This window comes from Pseudomonas sp. C9D1, assembly GCF_056491235.1.
Genome location: NZ_JBSZIE010000002.1, coordinates 1,256,504 through 1,277,610 on the forward strand (window position 1 = coordinate 1,256,504; position 21,107 = coordinate 1,277,610).

Genomic DNA, 21,107 nt, shown 5'->3' on the forward strand with positions numbered 1-21,107 from the left:
GCGGAGGGGATCGGGTCACACCGTGTGAGGTTGAATCACGTCCTGTGGCAAGTTGTGCGCATCGGGTTGGTTGGCCAGCTCGGCCAGGGCGACAAGTCCGCTGCCGTCCGTGCCGCTGGCGGTGTCGGCGTCGTAGTACAAACGGGTGACGTCGCCGTTGGAGATCAGGAAGAAGGCCGAGCCACTGTGCTGGCCGCTGCCGCTGATCATCGCCTCCAGCTCGTCGAGCTGGCCGTTGCTGCCGGTGCCGAACTGGAACTGCCCGGAGGCGAAGCTCACCCGGTACACGTCGGCATCGCCCTGGGCCGCGAGCTTGGCCAGGGTGTCCATCACATCGCCGGTGAAGGCCTGGGACACCGAGGTCAGGTTGCTCAGCCCACCGAAGGCCGTCGGGTCGAAGGTCAGGTGATCGACGCCGGCCTGGAAGTCGAGGATCGCGTCCATGCCATCGCCCGGCGAGGTGTAGTGGAAGCGGTCCGCACCGGCGCCACCGCGCAGCACGTCCGCACCGCTGCCACCCACCAGCAGGTCATCGCCATCGCCGCCGTCGAGCACGTCGCTGCCGGCCCCGCCGAACAGACGGTCGTTACCGCCCAGGCCGGCCAGGTTGTCGGCGCCCGAGGTGCCGGTGAGCAGGTCATCGCCGGCGCCGGCGACATCGTCGTTGCGCAGGGTCACGTCCTTGCTGATCAGCACATAGGGGCTGTTGGCCGCCGAGCGCAGGACGATGGACATCAGCTCATCGGCCTCCACCGCGCGGTCGCCGTTCACCGAGAAGCTGAAGCTCGCGGTGGTGCTGCCGCCGGCGAAGGTCACGCTGCCGGAAGGCCAGGCGCCGCCGAAGTCATCGGCGTCCACGCCCTGGCCGGCGCCCGGTTGCAGGCTCCAGTAGAAGGTCTCGGCGCTGGCGGACGGGTTGCGAGTCACCTGGTAGGTCACCAGGGTGGCGCCCGCGTCGCCCTCCAGCACGCTGTCCGGGCCGCTGATGACCAGGCCCAGGTCGTCGTCACGGATGGTCCCGCCGAGGCTGGTGGAACCGCCGGCGATGGCCGGGTGGCTGAAGGTCAGGGTGAAGGACTCGTCGCCCTCGCGCAGGGAGTCACCACGGATCGGCAGGCTGAACACCATCTCCGAGACGCCAGCGGCCAGGGTGATGGTGCCGGTCAGCGGCAGGGTGAAGTCGTTGGCGTCCACCGCACCGGCGATGCTGTAGGTGAGGGTCAGCGCCGCGTCGTCCGGGCCCGCCCGCAGGATGCGGTAGGTCAGCGGCGTGGTGGTGCCGGGGCCGCCTTCCAGGCGGCTGCTGTCCATGGCCAGCACGGTCAGGGCCACGTCGTCGCCCTGGATGGTGGCGCGGGCGCTGCCCTGCAGCGGGTTGACGCTGCTGCCACCGCCGCTGCTGGAAAGCTGCACGGTGAACTGCTCGTCGGACTCGCCGATGTCGTCGCCGTACACCGCCACTTCCAGCACCTTGCTGGTCTCGCCGGCGGCGAACTGCAGCACGCCGCCGGGCAGCACGCCACCGACGAAGTCGGCCGCATCCGCCGGTGCCGAGCCGCTGCCGGCCACCGACCAGTCGATGCTCGCCGCCGAGCTGGTGTCGCCGCTGCGGGTCACGGTGAAGCGGAAGAGGGTGGTCACCCCGCCGTTGCCCTCGGCCAGCACGCTGTCCACCACGCGGATGGCGAACTGGTTGTCGTCGTTGACGATGGTGCCGCTGGCGCGGTCGTTGATCAGGTCGATGCCCTGCGGGCCGCTGAGCACCACCTCGAAGCCCTGGTCCGGGCCGAGCACGTCGTCGCCCTGCACGCGGATGACGATGTCCTTGTAGGTCTCGCCGTCGGCGAACACCAGCGAGCCCGAAGGCAGCACGCCGCCGACGAAGCTGCCGGCGTTGGCCGGGTAGGTGCCTGCGCCCTGCAGCGCCCAGTCGACGCTGACGCTGCCGTTGCTGTCGCCCACCCGCTCCACGCGGTAGACGAACTCGGTCACCTGGCCCTGGTTGCCCTCGTCCTGGCGATCACTGCCGAGCACCGCGATGCTCAGGCCACGGTCGTCGTTGAGGAGGGTGACGCTGGCCTCGCCCGTAAGGATGGTCGCCCCCTCGGCGTCGCTGAGCACCACGGAGAAGGTCTCGTCGCGCTCGCCCAGGGTGTCGGCATCCACGTAAACGGTGATGGTCTTGCTGGTTTCGCCGGCGCCGAAGGCCACCACGCCGCTGAGGAAGATGCCGCCGAAGTCCTCGGCGTTAACCGGGTTGGCGCCGCTGGGCACCAGGTCCCAGAGCACGCTGGCCGGGCCGGAGAGGTCGCCGCCACGGGTCACGGTAAAGGTCACCGCGGTCTGCTGGCCGTCGCTGCCTTCCACCACCTGGGCGGCGTCGGCGGCGATCCACAGCACCGGGTCGTCGTTGAGCACCACCGATTCCACCGGGCCGGTGGTGATGGTGGAGCCGTAGCTGGGGTTCTCCAGCCACACCTGGAAGCTTTCGTCCTCCTCGCCCAGCTCGTCGCCACGCACGGCCACGGTGAAGGTCTTGCTGGTCTCGCCGTCGGCAAAGTGCACGGTGCCGCTAAGGGCGGCGAACTCGGCGTCGCTGAGGGCGTGAGTGCCCACCCCGGCGGCGCGCCAGTCGACGCTGGCGGCGCCCACCGAGCTACCGCTGCGGTCGATGCGGAAGGTGAACAGGGTCAGGCCGTCGTCACCCTCCACCGCTTCGCGGGTCACCGCGCTCAGGGCGAGGCTGTCGTCGTCGTTGCGAATGGTGCCGACCTGGCCGTTGCCGAGGATGTCGGCGTTGGCGCTGGGGTTGGACAGCTGCAGGGTGAACTGCTCGTCGCCCTCGTCCAGGCCGTCGCCCAGCACATCGATGTAGATGTCCTTGTGGGTCTCGCCGGCGGCGAACACCAGCTGGCCGCTGGGCAGCACGCCGCCCGGGAAGTCGGCGGCGCTGGCGCTGCCGGCCTGCACGGCCCAGTCGACGCGGGTCTCGCCGCTGGAGTCGCCGCTGCGGGTCACGGTGAAGTGCAGGCGGCCCGGGGTGCCGGCGTCGCCTTCGTAGGCCTGGGCGGTGACGCTGGCCAGGGTCAAGTCGACGTCGTCGTTGCGGATGGTGCCGGCGGCGCTGGAGGCGGCCGGGTCGATGCTGCTGCCGGCGCCCGGCTGGTACAGCTCGACGCTGAAGCCTTCGTCCAGCTCCACATCGCGGTCGCTGCGCACCGGAATGCTCAGCACCATCTCGCTCTGGCCGTCGGCGAAGGTCAGGGTGCCGCTGGTGACGCTGAAGTCGCTGGCGTCGGTGCCGCCGTGGACGATGCGCCAGCTCACGGTGGACGTACCGTCGGTGCTGCCGGTACGGGTCACGGTGAAGGTCAGCGCGGTGCCCTCGCTGGCCTCGGCGGCACGCGGGGCGATGGCGAACACGTCGTCATCGTTGCGGATCACCGCGTCCACCTGCTGGTTGGCGAAGGTGTGGCTGAGGCTGTCGCTGGGCGCCTGCAGGCTGAGGGTGAAGCCCTCGTCCGCTTCCAGGCGGCTGTCGCCGGCGACCCAGACGATCACGGTCTGGCTCATCTGGCCTTCAGCGAAGGTCAGTTCGCCGAAGGGCAGCTGGCCGCCGACGAAGTCGTCCGCCGAGGCCGGGTTGGCGCCGCTGCCGGCGACGCTCCAGGCCAGGCTGGTGGCCAGGCCGCTGCCGGTGCGGGTGACCAGGAAGCTGTAGCCGGTGGAGCCGCTGTCGCCTTCCACCGGGGTGGCGACCACGGCGAGGTTCCACTGCACGTCGTCGCTGACGATGGTGCCGGTGGCGCTGCCCACCTTGATGTCGGTACCGGCGGACGCGTTGCCCAGCACCACCTGGAAGGACTCGTCGCCCTCCAGGGTGCGGTCGCCGAGGACCACGATGCTGATGGTCTGGCTGGCCGCGTCGCCCGAGGCGAAGCTCAGGCTGCCGCTGGGCAGCACGCCGCCGAGGAAGTCGGCGGCATCGGCCAGGCCCTGCAGGCTCCAGTCGAGGCTGGTGGCGCGGTCGAGGTTGCCGCTGCGGCTGACGGTGAAGGTGTAGACGGTCTGCACGCCGTCGTGGCCTTCGACGTGGCGCGCATCGGTGGCGACCAGGGTCACCGAGACATCGTCGTTGACGATGGTGGCGTCCGCCGTGGCCTGGGTGAAGACCACGCCGTCGGCGCTGTTCAGGCTGAGGCGGAAGTCCTCGTTGGCCTCGCCGCTGTAGTCGCCGCGCACCGGTACGCGGATGGTCAGCTGCTCCTGGCCGGCGGCGAAGGTGACGCTGCCGCTGGTGGCGAGGAAGTCATCCGCCGAGGCCGGGTTGGCGCCGATGCCAGCGACGCTCCAGTTGATGGTCTCGGTGCCGCTGAGCTTGCCGCTGCGGGTGAGCACGAAGTCGAACCAGGTGGTCTGGCCGTCGTCGCCTTCCGCCTGGGCGGCCGGGGCGGCGACGTCGATCACCACGTCATCGGCGCGGATCAGGCCATCGGCGCTGGCCTGGCCGATCACCAGGCCGCTGGAGGGATTGCTCAGCACCAGGCTGAAGCCCTCGTCGCTCTCGGCCAGCAGGTCGCCGCGCACGTTGACGGTGAGGGTGACGCTGGCCTGGCCGGCCGGCAGCACCAGCGAGCCGGAAGGCAGCACGCCGAGGGCGAAGTCGCTGCCATCGGCCGGGTGCGCGCCGCTGCCCACCACCGCCCAGTCGACGGTCTTGGCCTGGTCCAGCGAGCCGCTGCGGGTGATGGTGAAGGTGAAGGCGGTGGTGCCGCTGTTGCCCTCGGCCTTGCTGGCGTCAGTGGCGGCGATGCTGATGCTGGCGTCGTCGTTGAGGATGGTGCTGCTGGCGCTGCCGGTCTGGATCTGCGCGCCACTGGCGTTGCCCAGCACCAGGTTGAAGGCCTCGTCGCCTTCCACCAGGGTGTCGCCGTTCACCAGCACGGTGATGGTCTTGCTCGACTCGCCGTCGGCGAACACCAGGCTGCCGCTGGGCAGGCCGGCGTTGTCACCCAGCAGGTCGGCGCTGGCGAAGTCCGCCGCGTTGGCCGCGCTGGAACCCAGGCGCCAGGCCACCGAGGCACTGCCGCTGGTATCGCCGGTGCGGGTCACGGTGAAGGTGAAGGCGGTGGTGCCGCTCTGCCCTTCGCCACGGCTGACCTGGTCGGCGCTGATGTTGAAGGCCGCATCGTCGTTGAGGATGGTGCCTTCGGCCGTGCCCTGGCTGATGGTGTCGCCGGTGGTGCCGGCGCCCAGGCTGATCTGCACGCTGTAGGTCTCGTCGACCTCGGCCACGGCGTCCTGGCTGGACTGGATGCTGATGGTCTTGGTCAGCTCGCCCGGGGCGAAGGTCACCGAGCCGGACATCGCCTGGCCATTGAGGTCCGCCCCATCAGCGCTGCCGTTGAGCAGGATCTGCCAGTTAATGGTCTGGTTCTGCTCGGTGCTGTGGCTGCGGGTGATGACGAAGGTCTGCGCCTGGCCCTCGCTGGTAGCCCCCTGCAGCGGCGCGATGGCGAAGGTCGCGTCGTCGTTGCGGATGGTGCCGGTGGCGGTGGTGCGGATCGGGTCGCTGATGTCGCCGCTGAAGCTGCCGAGGACAATGCGGAACTGCTCCACCTGCTCGGGCGTGACGTCGCCGACCACGGTCACGCTGATGGTCTTGCTGGTCTCGCCGGCAGCGAAGCTCAGGCTGCCGCTGGTGGCGCCGCTGAAATCGGCGGCGCTGGTGCTGTCGTGCAGCAGCGACCAGCTCATGGACGAGGCGCCGCTGGTCACGCCGGAACGGGTGACGGTGAAGGTCAGCACCTGGTTGGCGTCGCTCTCGGTGATCGAGGCGTCGGCGATGCTGATGCCGGTGTCGTCGTTGGTGATGGTCAGGGTCGAGCTGTTCTGCGACAGGCTGCGGGTCACGCCCGGGCCGTTGAGGGTCTCCTCGTAGAACACCACGCGGAAGGTTTCGTTGGCCTCCACCGTGCCGTCGCCGCGCACGGAGAAGGTGATGGTGCCGGTGGTGACGCCATCGGCGAAGCCCAGGGTGCCGCTGGGCAGCACGCCGCCGGTGAAGTCGGAGGCATCCGCCGCGTTGCCGCCGATGCCTTCCACGCGCCATTTCACCGTGCCGGAACCGATGTAGCCGCTGCGCACCACGTTGAGCGAGAAGGTCGCGGACTGGCCGGCGCCGGTTTCCGCCAGGCTGCTGGAGACAGGGGTGATGCTGTAGGCGGTGTCGGCATCGTAGAGGGTGCCGGCGACATCCATGCTGGTGGCGGTGCTGGCCACGGAGGCGTCGCTGCCGAAGCGCACGGTGGAGCCGGTGGTGTCGCCCGGCGCGCTGAGGCGCAGGGTGAAGCCCTCGGTGCTCTCGATGCTGCCATCGAGCTTGAGCAGGTTGGCCAGGGAGATGACGTAGCTGCTCTGCCCGCCGACGAGGGTGAAGCTGCCGCTGGTGCTGACGAAGTCGGCGCTGCCGGCGGTGCCGCTGACCAGGGTGTAGTTCAGCGTCACGTCGTCATCCAGGCGGCCGGAACGCGAAATGGAGACGTTCAGCGGCTGGCCTTCGTAGCCGGCGACGCTCGGGGTGGCGTTGCCGAAGCCGCCCACCCACAGGCGGATGTCGTCGTTGCGCAGGGTGGTGCTGGCGCTGGCTTGGCCCGGGTCGATGTTGGTGGGGCCGTACTCGTCACGGTAGGTGCCGCTGATCAGGCCGTTGTTGTAGGCGGTCAGCGGGTCCAGCAGGGTCAGGGTGAGGCCGGTGTCCGGCTCGATCACGGTGTCGCCACCGAAGGTCACGGTCACCTGCTTGCTGGTCTCGCCGGCGGCGAAGCTGACCACGCCGTAGGTGGTGTTGGAGTAGGGCGAGGTGGACCAGGCGGTGTTGCCACCGTAGCCACTCACCTGGCCGCCGTTGGCGCCGCCCCAGTTGATGTTGTTGCCGACGATCTGCCAGGCCACGGAGCTGGCGTAGTCGATGCTGCCGCCGGGCTGCACGGTGCGGGTGATGGTGAAGGTCACGCTGGTACTGGCGGCGCTGCCCTCGAACACCTGGGTGCTGCCGGCGCTGACGCCCAGCAGCGCGGCCGGCTCGTCGTCGTAGACGCGGCCCGTGGCGCTGGAGCCGATGGAGGGCGTCTCGATGTCGCCATCCAGGTTCTGCGGGTTGCCCAGCACCAGGGTGGCTTCCTCGCGCCAGGTCTCAGCGAGGCCGTCGTTGATCGTGCGCAGGCTGATGGTCTTGGTCAGCTGGCCATCGGTGTAGGTGAAGCTGCCGCTCAGGGTGCGTGTGCCGGCGTTCCACGACAGGCCCGGGTTGTTGGCCAGGATCCAGTCCATGTCCAGGTCGGCGGGGTCGAGCTTGTACCAGGTGCTGCGGGTGTTGTTGGTCTCGTTGGTGCTCTCGGAACCGCCCAGCTGGATGGACCAGTCCACCGAATCCGAGCCGCGCTGGTCGCCGCTGCGGGTGATGGTGTAGACGAGGTCCTGCCCTTCGTTGACGTGCGCCACGCTGGCATCGAAGCGGGTGTCGTCGTTCTGCAGCACCACGTGGTTGTTGACGTAGCCGGGGTTGGCGGTGGAGCCGCCCTGGATGCTGCTGCCCGGGCTGGCCTGGGTGAGGTAGAGGCGGAAGGCCTCGTCCTGCTCGCCGGCATCGTCAACCTTGGTGCGGATGGTGACGTAGGCCACCGACTGGCCATCGACGAACTCCACGCGGCCGGAGGGTACGGTGTCGTTCCAGAAGTCGGCGGCGCCGGTGGCGGTGTAGCCGCTGACGCTGGTCTGCACGGCCCAGTCCACCCAGGCGGTGCCGGCAGTGGAAACGGTGCGGTACACGGCGAAGGTGTGCTCGATGTAGCCATCGGCCGCGTTGCCGCCGTCGGCCACGGTGTCACCCTCGGCGCGGGTGCGGCCGGTGGTCGGGGTGTCCTGGATGTAGAACTCCGCCTCGTCGCGCTGGATCTCGCCGAACAGGTACACGCCACTGGCGCTGGTGTTGGTCTGCAGCGCGGGGTCGGTGGTGTAGATGTTCTGGCTGCCGGTCTGCGGGGCCACCAGCTCGTCGATGCCGCCGGCGTTGCTGAACAGCACCTTGAACCACTGGTCGTCCTCCACCGTGTCGTCGCCGCGTACGGTGAGGGTGATGGTCTTGCTGGTCTCGCCGCTGGCGAAGGTCACGCTGCCCGAAGGCAGGGTGCCGCCATTGAAGTCGGCCCCGTCGGCCGCGTATTCCCAGCGGCCACTGCCGTATTCCCAGATGTCCTGCCCGGTGGTGCTCCAGTTGACGGTGGAGGTCTTGGCCAGGTCGCCGCTGCGGGTCAGGGTGATGGTGTAGGTGGTGTTCTCGCCGGCGACCTTCTCGGCCTGGCGGGCCTGGGCCCACTCGACGGTGACCCGGGTGTCGTCGTTGGTGATGGTGCTCTGGTAGCTGCCATTGGCGCCGATGGAGGTGCCGCTGCTGGCGCCGCTGAGCACTAGGTTGAAGCGCTCGTTGCCCTCGACGCTGCCCACGCCGGTGTCGCCGTAGGCGTAGACGGTGATGGTCTTGCTGCTCTCGCCGGCGGCGAAGCTCAGGGTGCCGGAGGGCGTCAGGTAGGCCGAGCCGTTGGTGAAGTCGGCGGCATTGGTGTCCAGGTGCTGGACGCTCCAGTTCACCGTGCTGGCCTGGTCCAGGTTGCCGGTGCGGGTCACGGTGTAGGTGAAGGGCGCACCGGTGCCGTGGACGCCGTCGCCCTCGCTGCGGCTGGTGGTGCCGGCGGTGATGTTCAGCTCCGCGTCATCGTTGCGCACGGTGCCGGTGGCGCTGCCGGTGGTGATCTCGGTGCCGGCGGAGGCGTTCTCCAGCACCAGCTTGAGCACCTCGTTGGCCTCCAGCTTGCTGTCGGCAGCGATGCGCACGGTGATGGTCTTGCTGTTCTCCCCCGCAGCGAAGTTCAGGGTGCCGTAGGGGATGCCGTCGCCATCGAGCAGCACGCCACCCGGCTGGCTGCCATAGAAGTCGGCACCGTCCACGGCATTGGCCACGCTCGGGTCGACACGCCATTGCACGCTGCTGGCCTGGCTCAGGTAGCCGCCCCGGCTGACGCTGAAGGTGAAGTCCACGTAGCCGCTGTTGCCCTCGCCCTTGTCCGCCGACAGCGCGCTGATGCTCAGGGTGGCATCGTCGTTGGTCAGGGTGGTGGTGGCGCTGGCGGTGCCGATCACGCTGTTGGCCGGCGGGTTGGACAGGGTCACGGTGACCGCTTCGTCGCCCTCGTACACCGAGTCGCCCTTGACGCGGATGACCACGGTGGCGGTGGCCTGGCCATCGATGAAGCTGAGGGTGCCGGTGCTGCCCTGGCCGGCACCGAGGTCGGCGGCGTCGAGGCCGCCGCTCAGGGTCCAGGTCAGGTCGCGGCTGCCGGCGAGGGAGCCGCTGCGGGTCACGGTGAAGCTCACCAGGCGCTCGCCGCTGTTGCCTTCGGCCAGGCTCGCGGCGTCGGCGACGATGGCGAAGCTGGCGTCGTCGTTGAGGATGCGCGTGCTGGCGCTGCCCTGCCCCGCTTCGACGGTGCCGCCCTGCGGGTTGAACAGTTCCACCTGGAGCAGCTCGTCGGCCTCCACCAGGTTGTCGCCGCGCACGCGGATGGTGATGGTCTGGGTGTCGCTGCCGTTGGCGGTGAAGCTCACCGTGCCGCTGGGCAGGCCGCCGTTGTTGCCGTTGCCGTCCTGGCCACTGGCGAAGTCGCTGGTGTCCAGGCCGGTGGCGCTCTTCAGGCGCCACTGCACGGTGCCGGCGGCCGTGCTCAGGCCGCTGCGGGTGACGGTGAAGGTGATGTCGGTGAAGGCGCCCTGGGCGCCCTCGGCCTGTTCCGCCGGGGCGCTGATGCTGAAGTTGGTGTCGTCGTCCTGCACGGTGGTGGTGGCGGTGGCGCCGGTTACCAGGCCCGCACTGGGGTTGCTCAGGGTCAAGGTGAAGGCCTCGCTGCCCTCCACGCGGCTGTCGCCGACCAGCTCGAAGCTGACGGTGAGCTCGGACTGGCCCGGGGCGAAGGTCAGGGTGCCGCTGGGCAGGCCGCCCAGGGTGTCGCTGGCATCGCCGCCATTGGCGCCGCTGACGGCGTAGTCGACCGTGGCGCTGCCGGACAGCTCGCCGCTGCGCACGATGCGGTAGATCACCGTCTGGCTGCCGCCGGTGCCTTCGCTGACGGTGGCGCGCTCGGCGACCACGGCGAAGCCCTGGTCGTCGTTGCGGATCACGCCTTCGGCGCTGCCGTCCACCACGCTCTGCGGGGTGCCGTCGCCCAGGCGGGCGTTGCCCAGGTTGACGCTGAAGGTCTCGTCGGCTTCCACCACAAGGTCGCCCTTGACCAGCACGGTCAGGGTCTTGCTGGCCTCGCCGGCGGCGAAGCTCAGGGTGCCGGTGCTGGCGTCGAAGTCGGCGGCATTGGCGATGCCGGCCAGGGACCAGTCCACCAGCGCGGCCGAGCCCAGGTCGCCGGCACGGGTCACGGTGAAGGTGAAGGCGGTGGTGCCGCTGTGGCCTTCGGCCTTGTCGGCGGCGAGCGGGCTGATGGAGAAGCCCAGGTCGTCGTTGTCGATGCGGCTGTCGGCGCTGCCGACGGTCAGTTCGGTGTTGCCGTCACGGGCCTCCAGGCTGACGCCGAAGGTCTCGTCCAGCTCGATGTGGCCATCGCCGGACACGCGCACGGTGACCTGGGCGCTGGTCTGGCCCTCGGCGAACTGCAGGGTGCCGGACGGCAGGCCGCCGTTCGCGCCCAGGGCGTCCTGGCCGCTGATGAAGTCGGCGAGGCTGGCGGCGTCGACGCCCTGCCCCACCTGCACCTTCCAGTCGACGCTGGTGGCGCGCAGGTCGCCGGAGCGGGTGACGGTGAAGGTGAAGCTGCGCTCCTGGCCGGCATCGCCTTCGGCGGCGCTGGCCTGGTCGGCGACGATGGACAGGCCGACGTCATCGTTGCGCACCAGGGTGCTGGCGCTGCCGGTGAGCAGCTGGGTCTGGTCGTGGGCGGGGTTCTCCGCCGGGTTGCCCAGGGTCAGGGTGAGGGTCTCGTCACTTTCCAGCACGGCGTCGCCGGCCAGGGTCAGTTCGATCACCTTGGAGGTCTCGCCGGCGGCGAACTGCACCAGGCCGTTGAGGGCGGTGCCGGCGGCGAAGTCGTCGGCCTGCAGGCCGCTGGCGGTCCAGGTCACGCTGACCGGGCCGGACAGGTCACCGCTGCGGGTGACGGTGAAGCGCAGCACCTGGGTCTCGCCCGTGGCGCCTTCGGCCACCTCGGCCTGCTGCGCCTGGATGCGGATGCCCACGTCGTCGGAAACGATGCTGCCCTGGGCCTGGCCGGTGAGGATCTCGGCGTGGCCGCTGGCATTGCCCAGGGTGAGGGTGAAGGCCTCGTCGCCCTCGACGTCGCGGTCGCCACGCACGGCGACCTGGATCACCTTGCTGGTCTCGCCCGGGGCGAAGGTCAGGGTGCCGGCCGGCAGCACGCCACCGGCGAAGTCGGCTGCGTCCACCTGGCCGGAGAGGCTCCAGTCCACGGTGGTGGTGCCGCTGGTGACGCCGGAGCGGGTCACGGTGAATTCATGGATGACGCTGCCGTTGTCGCCTTCCACCAGGCCGCTGCGGGTGGTGGCGATGGCCAGGCCGGTGTCGTCGTTGGTGACGGTGGCCGACGCCGAGGCGGTGCCCAGGCTGGAGCCGGTCGCCGGGTCGTAGAGCTCCACGCGCAGGCCTTCGCTGGCCTCCAGGCGGTAGTCGCCGGCCACCTGCAGGGTGATGGTCTTGCTGGTGTCGCCGCTGGCGAAGTCGAGAATGCCGCCGGGCAGCACGCCCCCGACGAAGTCGGCACCGTCCACCGGGTTGCCGCCCTCGCCCACCACGCGCCAGGCGACGCTGCCGGTGCCGCCCAGGTAGCCGCTGCGGTTGACCAGGAAGCTCAGCTCGGCCACCTGGCCGTCGCCGCCTTCGTTGACGCTGGCGGCCTGGGCCTGGATGGCGAACTGCTGGTCGTCGTTGAGCAGCTGGCCGTTGATGCTGCCGTTGCCCACGGTGGCGCCGGGGTTCGGCGTGCCGAGGCTGAGGACGAAGCTCTCGTCGCCTTCGAGCTGCGAGTCGGGGGCGATGTGCAGGACGATCTCCAGACGATCGACGCCCGCGGCGAAGACCAGGGTGCCGCTGGGCAGCACGCCGCCGACGAAGTCGCTGCCGTCCACGCCGTTGAGGGCGCCGGGCGCGAGGCTCCAGGTAATGGTGTCGCTGCCGGCGAGGTCGCCGCTGCGCTCGACCACGTAGCGCAGCTCACGGGTGCCGCCGCTGCCTTCGAAGCTGTCGGCCTGGGACAGCAGGTTGAACACCACGTCGTCGTTGCGGATCACCCCGGTGGCCTGGCCGACGGAGATCTCGGCGCCGGCGCTGGGGTTGCTCAGCACCACCTGGAAGGTTTCGTTGGCCTCCAGCAGGTTGTCCGGGGACAGCGGCAGGGTGACCACCAGGCTCTGCACGCCACGGCCGAACTCCAGGGTGCCGCTGAAGGCGGTGCCGGCGAGGAAGTCGGCGAGGCTGGCGGAGTCGGCGTCGTTGCCGAACACCACGCGCCAGTCGACGCTGACGCTCTGGGTCAGGTCGCCCTGGCGCTGCACGGTGAAGTTGAGCTGGCGCGGGGTGTCGCTGTTGCCTTCGGCGGCGGTCAGGCCGCTGCCGTCGAGGGTCAGGCGCGCGTCGTCGTTGATCAGGCTGCCGGTGGCACGGTCTTGGACCACGGTCATGCCCGGGGTGCTGGTGGCGATCACCACCTGCAGGCCCTCGGTGGGTTCGTACTGGCTGTCCGGGCTGGGGCTGAAGCGGATCACCGCGCTGCTCTGGCCGGCGGCGAACTCGATGGTGCCGGACGGCAGGGTGCCGCCGAAGTCGGCCGCGTCCACCGGGTTGTTGCCGTAGCCCTGCACGTGCCACTGCACGGTGCCCGGCAGCGACAGCTCGCCGCTGCGGGTGACCACGAATTCCAGCACCGGCGCAGCGCTGGTGCCCTCGCGGACGTTGGCGCTGCGCGCGGTGATGGACACCGCCTGGTCGTCCGGGTCGATGCTGGCCAGGGCCGCGCCGACGTCGATCTGGCTGTTGGCGTCCTGGGCCTGCAGGGCCACGGTGTAGCTCTCGGTGCCCTCGATCAGGCTGTCGCCGTTGAGGCGCACGTAGATGACCTTGCTGCTCTCGCCGGCGGCGAACTGCACCACGCCGCTCATGGGCTGGTCGGCGGCGAAGTCGTTGACGTCGGCCGGCAGCTCGCCGTAGCCGGCGATCTGGTAGCCGATCTGCCCGGCGCCACTGGTGTTGCCGGTGCGGGTGATGACGAAGGCCTGCACGCCACCGGTGCCGTTGCCCTCGGTGGTGGACGCGGTCAGCGCCTCGATGCTGTAGGTGGATTCGTCGGTGCGGATGGTGCCGTAGGCCTCGCCGTTGATGACCTGCACGCCGGCCGGCGGGTTGTGCAGCACGATGCCGAAGGTCTCGTCGGTTTCCGCCAGGTTGTCGCCCTTGACCCAGACGGTGACCAGCTTCTGGGTCTCGTTGGCGGCGAAGGTGACGCTGCCGCTGGGCATGCCATCGGCCATGCCGAGCTGGTTCTGCCCGGCGATGAAGTCGTTGGCGTCGGCGGCGTGGGCGCCGACCCGCACGAAGCGCCAGTCGATGGTGAGGTCCTGGCCCAGCAGCTCGGAGCGGGTCACCAGGAAGGTGATCGCGGTCTGCTGGCCCTGGCCGCCTTCGACCACATCCATGGTCACGCCGCGCAGGCTGACGCCGGTGTCGTCGTTGACGAGCTGGGTGCTGGCGCTGCCGCCGGAAACCCGCAGGTTGCTCTGGTCGCTCTGCAGGCTGACGGTGAGGGTTTCGTCATCTTCCACATCGCGGTCGCCGCGCACGGTGAGGACGATCTCGCGGCTGGTCTCGCCGGCGGCGAACTCCAGGGTGCCGCCGCTGATGCCTTCGACCAGGTCGTCGGCATCGACGCCGCTGACCGACCAGCGCACCGAGCCGCTGCTCTGGGCGTCGGTACGGGTGACGGTGAAGCTGACCGTGGTGGTGGTGCCGCTGTCGCCCTCGGTGACCTGGGCCTGGTTGGCGCGGATGGACACCAGGCCGTCGTCGTTGACCACGGTGGTACTGGCGCTGGCGGTGCCGATGATGAGGTTGGCGCTGGGGTTGCCCAGGGTGACCGTGAGCACTTCGCTGGGCTCGACCACGCGGTCGCCCAGCAGCGGGATGGTGATGGTCTTGCTCACCTCGCCGACGCCGAAGGTCAGGGTGCCGGAGGGCAGCGGGCCGCCGATGTCGGCCGCGTCCAGACCGCTGGCGCTCCAGTCGACGGTGGCGGCGGCGCGGCCGTTGTCACGGGTGACGACGAAGGTCAGCAGTTGCTGGTCGCCCTCATCGCCTTCGAGCACCTGCAGGCGGGTGGCGACGACGCTGACGGTGGCTTCGTTGTCGAGGATCTGGGTGCTGGCGCTGGGCTGGCCGAGCTGGCTGCCGGCGCTGGGGCCGCTGAGGGTTACGGTGGCGGTGCGGTCGCCCTGGGCGAAGTAGTCGCCAGGCACCTCGATGCGGATCTCCTGGGTCATCTGCCCTTCGGCGAAGGCCAGCAGGCCGCCGGGCAGGTTGCCGCCGAACAGGGCCGGGTCCAGGCCATCGAGGTTCCACTGCACCTGGCTGGCGCCGGTGCCGCCGCTGCGGCTGACGGTGAAGACCAGCACCAGGGTCTCGCCGTCGTCGCCCTCCAGCACCTCGGGGGCGCCGGCGACACTGAGCACCGAGACCGGCTCGCTGGTATCACCGCTCAGGGTCGGTGCGGCCGGCGGCTCGAAGCCCGCCGGCAGCTCGCTGTTGGTGCCCGCGGACAGGCTGCTGCCGATGCCGGTGTCGCCGCGCAGGTTGGGGAACACGCCGAGGCCGCCACCGGCGACGCCGGAGGTGCCCTGGCTGGCCGCACCGGTGCCGATGCCGGAGCTGACGCCGCCGAGCAGGCCCGGGCCCATGCCGTCGAGGTTGAGCATGGCCAGTTCCGGCGGTACGCCGGGCGGCAGCATGCCGCTGCCGGTGGCGTCACCGGTAAGCGCAGCCTGCTCGGGGCGGAAGGTCACGGCCTGCTGGTCGAGGCCGATGTCCTGACCGAACAGGCCGGTGATCTCGGGGCGGTAGGTGCTGTCGAAGGGCGACGGGCCGGGGATCGGCGCAGCGTCGGCCTGGCCGGGCAGCGGGGTCGCCTCCAGGGCCTGGACGCCGTCGTGGCGCTCGGCCGGTGCGTCCGGCTGGGCCGGGAACTGAGCCTCCGCGAGCCAGCCCTTGACCCAGGCGCTGGCGTCCACCGCAGCGTTGCCGGCGACGGCGGCGCTGGCCTGGGCCGCCATGGCCTGGCGCAGGGCCGCAGCCATCTGCAGCGGGATGCCGGCGGCCAGGAGCATGTCGTGCATGGTCTGCAGGGCCTGCTCCAGCGAGGTGACCTCGGCGGGCGCATGGCCGGTCAGGAAGTCCGTCACCACCTGAACGGCACGTACCAGGGTTTCGATCTGCGCGCTCGTCAATTCAGCCATCTCGGCTACTCCTGCGGATGCTGTTTACAGCCTGTACTGGGAAAACGCGCACGCACCCGGAACAGGTGCGTGCGCTGGACGGATCGGTATCGCGGCGGGCCTCAGCGGGCGCTGCCCTGGCCGGCATCGAGGGCGGCCAGGGGCAGCGCCTGGTCGGCCGGCACGACGATGCCCGGCTGGCGGAACAGCTCGGGGCTGAGGCGGCCGGTGGCGCGCAGCAGGCGGTAGGCGGCGATGATCTCGTCGATACCGGCGGCGGTGGCGTCGCTCTGGGCGTTGATCAGGCCGACCTCGCCGTTGAGGATGTCCAGCAGCGAACGGCGGCCCATCTCGCGCTCCTTGCGCGCCAGGTCGAGGAAGCTCTCGGCGATGTTCACCTGGTTGCGCAGGTGCTCGGAGCGCTCGCGGGAGGTCTGCCAGGAGTCCCAGGCGTTGCGGGCTTCCTCGATGGCCTGGATGCGCACGTAGTCGGCCTTCTCCTCGGCACTCAGCACGGCCTGGTCGGCGGCGCGGGTGACGTGGTCGGCACGCATGCCGAGGTCGAACTGCCAGTCGAAGTTGACCATGGCCTTGGTGTCGTCGCGGCGGCCCGGGGAGCCGTCGTAATCGTCGAAGTGGGCCTGGCTCAGGCGGAACGACAGGCGCGGCATCAGCTCCTTGCTGCGGGCAGCATCGCGCTCGGCGAGGGTCACCTCGGCGCGCTTGATGGCGGCCAGCACGTCGGGGTTCTGCTGGCGCACGCTTTCGATGATGTCCACTTCGGATGCCGGCAGGCTGGCACCGGGAACGGCCAGGGCCTCCAGGCCATCGGCGGCGAGGGTGGACTCGCCGAAGATCACCCGGTAGCGGTTCAGGGCTTCGCGCATGCGGCTGTCGGCCATCACGCGGCGCGCCTCGGCACCGGCCAGTTGCGACTTGGCCTGCAGCACGTCGGTGGCGTAGCCGCGGCCGGCCTCCATGCGCGCGTTCTCCAGGGAGGTCTGCTGCTTGATGTTCTGTTCCGACTGGCGGGCGTAGGCCTGGGTGCGCTGGGCCTGGATCACCTGCAGCTGCGCCTCGATGGCGGCCAGGGTCAGGTTCTGCACCTGCAGCTCGCGCTCGGCCTCCTCCTTGATCAGCACCACCTTGGCGGCCTGCACGCGGGACGAGGTGGCGCCGAAGTCGGTGATCAGCTGGTTGATACCGACGCTGGCCTCGGATGGGTCGTAGCTGGCATTCCCGCCGTTTTCACGGTCGATGTGCTGCTTGCCGGCACTGCCGTTGACGGTGAGCTTGGGGAAATAGGCGGTCTTCTCGACGGCGACCTGCTCGCGGGCGGTCTCCACGTCGGCGTCGACCATGCGCACCAACTGGTGCTCGCGCAGGACGCGTTCGAGCTTGTCGGCGAAACCCTGCTCGGCCGAAGCATTCGCCGTGCACAGCAGCAGGCAGGTGGCGAGCAGCTCTCGCCGCGCGTGGAAGACGGGTTTCATTGTTGAAAGCATGGGCGCTCACCGATCAGGTCATCGAGATGATCCGGGGCATGGCACCGGAACGTCGCGATACTAGCTTTCTGCCATCTCGTGAAACTGACAAATGCTGACATTCCACCCTTCGCGACCGCTTGACGCATGGCTTGCGCCGCTCTGGCACGCTGGTTCCAGCCAGCCCCGCCGCTGCGTTCGGGCAAGCGCAGCGGCAAAAAACCGAGCGTTTCCATCCCCACCAAGGTTCTATAAGCTGCAAGAAATGCTGCCATTAACTGGTCAGCGCTTTACCGAATGGATGTAGGTAAAGCGGAATTAGCACCACGGAAGAAGCCGTATCGAAACCCGTGAATGATTGATCTGATTCTGCTCGAAGATGAACCCATTCTCGCCGAGGAACTGAGTGAGTTCCTCGGCGAATCCGGCTACCAGGTCACCCTGGCGGACAGCCTGGCGAGCTTCGCCGACACCTTCGACGAACAGCGCCACCGCCTCGCGATCATCGACCTGGGCCTGCCCGACGGCGACGGCCTCGACCTGATCCACCAACTGCGCGAACGCGGCAGCACCCTCGGCATCGTCGCCTTCACCGCGCGCGGCTCCACCGACCACCGGGTCGCCGGCTTCCGCGTGGGCGCCGACCACTACCTGGCCAAGGGCTGCGACCTGGAAGAACTGGCAGCGGTGCTCGAAGCCCTGCGCCGGCGCCTCGGCCTGCAGCGCGGCGGCACCCGCTGGGAACTGGAACTGGCCTCGCGCCAGCTGAAGACGCCCAACCAGCAGCACCTGCGCCTGTCCCACCAGGACATGCTGGTGCTGCACTGCCTGATGCAGCGCGCCGGCGACATCGTCTCGCGCCGGGAGATCGTCCGCGCCCTCGACGAGGACTACATGACCTACGACCAGCGCCGCCTGGACACGCAGATCCGCCGCCTGCGGCGCAACGTCGAGCAGGCCGCCGGCCTGGAGCTGCCGCTCAAGACCCTGCGCAACACCGGCTACTGCTTCTACGAGAAGGTGCGCATCGTCGCCTGAGCGGCCCGGCATCAGCCCGCGCAGAGCAGGCGACCGATGAACGCATACCCCTGGTTGCGCAGCGAACGGATGGGCGCTGGCGCCCCGTCGAGCCCGGCGATCTTGCGCCGCAGGCGGCTGACGATGGCCTCCAGGCGGCGCTCGTCATAGGTCAGGTAATCCTCGCCCAGCCCTTCGGCCAGCACGCGGCGGTTGGCGGTCTGCTCCGGCGCTTCACGCAGCAGCCCCAGGATTCGGCATTCCTTGCGGCTCAGCTCCAGTTGCTGGCCATCCGGCGCGCTGAGCACCTGCTCGCGTGCATCGATCACCCAGCAATCGCCCAGCGGTGCGGCCTGCATGCCGAGGCGCCGCATCAGCGCCTCCATGGCCGACAGCAGTTCGTCTTCCGCCACGACGCGGCCCAGGCAGTGATCGGCCCCCAGTGCGTAACCCGCCAGGCGATGGTCGAGGCGGCCCGGCTCGGTCAGCAGGACCAGCCCGATGCCCGGCCACAAGGTGCGGATGCGCGCCGCCAGCTCGAGCCCGGCCTTGCCCTCCCCGGCCAGCTCCAGCAGCACGACGTGCGGGCCGAACAGGGCGACCTCCGCCTCCAGCAGGGTGTCGACGGTGCTCATGGTGACGAAGCCGACCTTGCCCAGCAGGCGCAGGCACAGGTCCGGCTGGCTATCCGGTGCGGCCTCCACCACCAGCAGGCGCATGCGCGCGAGCGGCGTGGCGCTTCCTCCCACCCGGCGCAGGACGGTGGCCGGTGACGTTGCCTGGCTGCGTTCTTTCACTGCGATTCCACCCTGGCGGCCCTGTGCTGACGAACGGCATTCCGGCGGCCACCCGCCCGAAACACGGCGGCACCCTACCCCAGGAAGGCCCTGCGCAAACCGAGCGAATCTGAGCAACGCATCGAATCGCGGAGCCGGGCAGGTAGAATCCTCCGCTTCCGCAAACACCCGTGGCGCCGAGCGATGACCCGTCCCCTTGCTTTCCTGCTGTTCTGCCTGTGCCTGCTGTTCTCCTGGCAGGCAGGCGCCGACACCCTGCACCTCGGCGAGCGGAGCAAGGGCACCCAGGGGCACCTGGAGCGCCTGGACGACCCGGATGGCCGCCTCGACGCCGCCGGCGCCATGCAATCGAGCGACTGGAAGGCACTGCCCGGCTCGCTCAACGCCGGCTTCACCCGCAGCGTGATCTGGCTGCGCCTGCAGGTGCAGGCCGGGCCGGATTCCCCCGAACGCTGGATGCTGACGCTGAATAACGCACTGATCGACAGCGCCATCCTCTATGACTACGAAACCGACGGCACGCCACGGGAACGGCGCAGCGGCGAATCCATCAACCGCAAGACCTGGGAAGTGGACTACCGCACGCCCTCCTTCGCCCTCAGCCTGCAGCCCGACCAGCCGCGCTGGCTGCTGCTGCGCCTGGAGGCGCGCAACGCCATGTCGGTGAGCGTGCGCCTGATGCCCGCCGCCGAATTCGGCGACCGCACCCGCGTGGAATACCTGGGCTCGGGCCTGTACTTCGGCATCTACCTGGCGCTGATCGTCTTCCACAGCGTGTTCTGGCGCATGACCCGCGCACCGGAAAGCGGCTGGTACCTGATCTACGTGAGCTGCTGCATCGCCATCGAGAGCCTCAGCTACGGCCTGCCGCAACAGATCTTCGGCATCCCCGGGAGCATCAGCGACCGCTTGCTGGGCTGCGGCCTGGCGGCCAGCCTGCCGCTGGGCTTCATCTTCGCCCAGCGCCAGCTGAGGCCCCGGGACATGGTGAACGCGCGGCGCGTGCTCACGGTGCTCAGCGTGGTCATCGGCCTCGCCTCCGCCACGGCGGTGCTCGCCGGGCACTACCAGACCGGCGCACCGCTGGTGCAGATCACCTCCTTGCTGACCATCCCGCTGCTGATCGGCATGGCCGTGCGCATGCTGTTCCAGGGCCATGCCTCGGCGCGGGTGTTCCTGCTGATCTTCGGCATCTACTACGCCGGGGTGATCGTCAGCTTCCTGCGCAACCTCGGCATCGTCCCCACCTCCTTCGCCACCGACAACGCCGCCGCGCTCGGCACCCTGCTGCACATGCTGCTGATGAGCATGCGCATCATCAACCACTACCGGAAGCTGAAGGACGACAAGAGCCGCGCCGAAAGCAGGCTCAAGCACGTGCTGCAGGACCAGAACGCCCACCTCGAACGGCAGATCGACGCCCGTACCCTGGAACTGCGCGACGAGATCCGCCGGCGCACCGAGCTGGAAGGCGAGCTGCGCGAGCTGCTGCGCCAGGAGCAGCGCATCCGCGAGGAGCAGCGCGACTTCGTGGCGATGGTCTCCCATGAATTCCGCACGCCACTGGCGATCATCGCCACCTCGGCCCAGCAGATCGCCCGCAACCTCGGCAGCGCCCCCGAGCGCAACGAGCAGCGCTGCCAGAACATCCGCGAATCCACCACCCGCCTGCTGACCCTGGTGGACAACTACCTCAACCACGACCGCATGGCCGAGACCAGCACCGAGCTGCGCCGCACCGAAGAGAACCTGCCCGAGCTGCTGGCGCGCAGCACCAGCGACGTGCCCCCCGGTCGCGCCCGCATCGAGTACCACAGCCAGCGCCAGACGCTGCATTGCGACACCGGCCTGACCCGCATCGCCCTGCGCAACCTGATCGCCAACGCCGACCGCCACGCTCCGGCCGACAGCGTCATCCGCCTCGACGTGCGCGAGCGCGCGGAGGCGGGGATGCTCGACATCCGCGTGGTCAACGAAGGCCCGGAAATCCCCCGTGAACAGGCGCCGCTGCTGTTCCAGAAATACTTCCGTGGCAGCCAGGCCCAGCAATCCCCCGGCGCCGGCCTCGGCCTCTACCTGGTCAAGCGCATCGCCACCCTGCACGGCGGCGAGGTCAAGCTGGAAAGCACCGGCAAGGACGGCCCCATCTGCTTCCGCCTGAGCCTGCCGATGGAGCCGCTGGGGCACGGGGCCGCCTGAAACCGCGAGGCAGAGCGACGCCTAAAGATGTAATTGAGAAGTGATTGCATACGCA

General features: G+C 69.7%; 5 protein-coding genes. 2 read left to right on the forward strand and 3 right to left on the reverse strand.

All coding sequences use genetic code 11. The annotated features are described in order from the left end of the window. Nucleotides 1-15 precede the first annotated feature (15 nt). Entirely contained in the window at nucleotides 16-15,576 is a 15,561-nt protein-coding gene (locus tag ACXI0U_RS14090) for a Calx-beta domain-containing protein (RefSeq protein WP_479550419.1), read from the reverse strand. 101 nt (nucleotides 15,577-15,677) lie between these two features. After that, a complete protein-coding gene (locus tag ACXI0U_RS14095; RefSeq protein WP_350446595.1) occupies nucleotides 15,678-17,060 on the reverse strand; it encodes a TolC family protein in 1,383 nt (460 codons plus the stop codon). Between the two features lie 333 nt (nucleotides 17,061-17,393). Between ACXI0U_RS14095 and ACXI0U_RS14100 the strand changes: the two genes are divergently transcribed. Continuing rightward, nucleotides 17,394-18,077: a response regulator transcription factor gene (locus tag ACXI0U_RS14100; RefSeq protein ID WP_350446596.1), complete on the forward strand. Its 684-nt coding sequence runs from the start codon at nucleotides 17,394-17,396 to the stop codon at nucleotides 18,075-18,077. Between the two features lie 11 nt (nucleotides 18,078-18,088). On the opposite strand, the gene ACXI0U_RS14105 is transcribed toward ACXI0U_RS14100, so the two are convergent. Beyond that, on the reverse strand, nucleotides 18,089-18,853 hold the full coding sequence (locus ACXI0U_RS14105) for a response regulator transcription factor (RefSeq protein ID WP_350446597.1): 765 nt from the start codon (nucleotides 18,851-18,853) through the stop codon (nucleotides 18,089-18,091). A gap of 183 nt (nucleotides 18,854-19,036) precedes the next feature. Between ACXI0U_RS14105 and ACXI0U_RS14110 the strand changes: the two genes are divergently transcribed. Beyond that, nucleotides 19,037-21,052 (forward strand): sensor histidine kinase, encoded by a 2,016-nt coding sequence (locus ACXI0U_RS14110; protein WP_479550420.1) that lies wholly within the window; start codon nucleotides 19,037-19,039, stop codon nucleotides 21,050-21,052. Nucleotides 21,053-21,107: the final 55 nt, after the last annotated feature.